Source organism: Saccharopolyspora sp. NPDC002578 (genome assembly GCF_053592695.1).
Genome location: NZ_JBSFWJ010000167.1, coordinates 1 through 1,197, shown reverse-complemented (window position 1 = coordinate 1,197; position 1,197 = coordinate 1). Strand labels below are relative to the sequence as shown.

At 65.8% G+C, this 1,197-nt stretch carries 1 protein-coding gene; it reads left to right on the top strand.

Going from position 1 to position 1,197, the window contains the following annotated elements; translation table 11 throughout:
• Positions 1-315 precede the first annotated feature (315 nt).
• Positions 316-930, top strand: a complete 615-nt coding sequence (locus ACWD38_RS30330) for a hypothetical protein (protein WP_246456665.1) — start codon at positions 316-318, stop codon at positions 928-930.
• Positions 931-1,197: the final 267 nt, after the last annotated feature.

Below are 1,197 nucleotides of genomic sequence, written 5' to 3'. Positions count from 1 at the left end.
AACCTCAGCTGCTTCCTCGCTGCGGGATCATTTTTCCAAGTGGCTCCGCCACGAGGAAAAATGCTGTCCTCGCGAGGAAGCAGCTGAGAACCCGCCGGTGGTGACCTTGCTCAAGCTGGTCACTGCTCAGCGGCTTCGCCGCTGACAGGAGAATGACCAAAAGATCATTCTGCGCGGACCCCTTGGGGCCTCTGCGACTCCTCGTTGCGGGGTCGATGCACTGTCGAGGTTCTGTGGTTGGCGACATGGCGTAGATCCACACCTTCGTGTGGCGGATCTTGTGGTCGCCCGTTCGGACGCATGACGATGCTCGGGATGGAGCAGAACACGGAGTGGAAACTCAACACGCCGCCCGAAGCCGAGGTGCTCGTCGACACCGACGTGCTGTCGCTGCGGGCGCCGCTGGTCCGGGTGCACCGCGACGACACGGGCACCTGGTCGTTCAGCGGACCGGAAGGTGAAACCCGGCCCACCAAGCGCACCATGCTCAGCGCCGTCGTCGGGGCCTGGCCGCACGTGGCCGCGCTGTCCGACCTCGACGTGGGCGGCGGCGTCGTGTGGTCCTGGGCGAAGCACGGCTGGGCCGGTGAGTTCGAGTGCCGCTGCGGCAACTGCGACCAGCCAGTCGCCGCCGACCTCGACCGGCGCACCTGGCCACCGGACCTGCACCCCAACACCCTGATCAGCGTGGAGAAGACCACGCTGTCCGGGCAGGTGCCGCTCACCGACATCCTGTCCACGCCAGGCGGAATCGCGTTCCTGGGCCCAGGCGACCACCGCCGCACCAGCGAACTGATGACCCCCGTAGCCGTGGCCAACGTGATCCGCCGCTGGCCGCACACCATGCAAGCACTGCGAGCCGCCAAGGAAGGCCGAGGCCTCGGCTGGAACCCCCACGGCATGAACTGGCACGAATACGTCCTGGCTTAACCCAGGCCCAATACCTCGCGGCCAAATGCCCTGCCTCGGGCGGCGAAGCCGTGCCTTGGCTTGACGTGGGGTGTCGGGTTTAGCGCCTTCCCGGGTTCGGGCGTGTGGTCGCTGTGGTGAGTGGAAGGTCGTCTTTCAGGATTGCTTCCACGGCTCGTGTTGCTGGGGTGTCCGGGTGGCGGAACCTCAGCGTTCTTCTCGCTGCGGGATCTTTTTCCCGAGTGGCTCCGCCACGAGGGAAAAAGCTGTCCTCGCGAGAAGAACGCT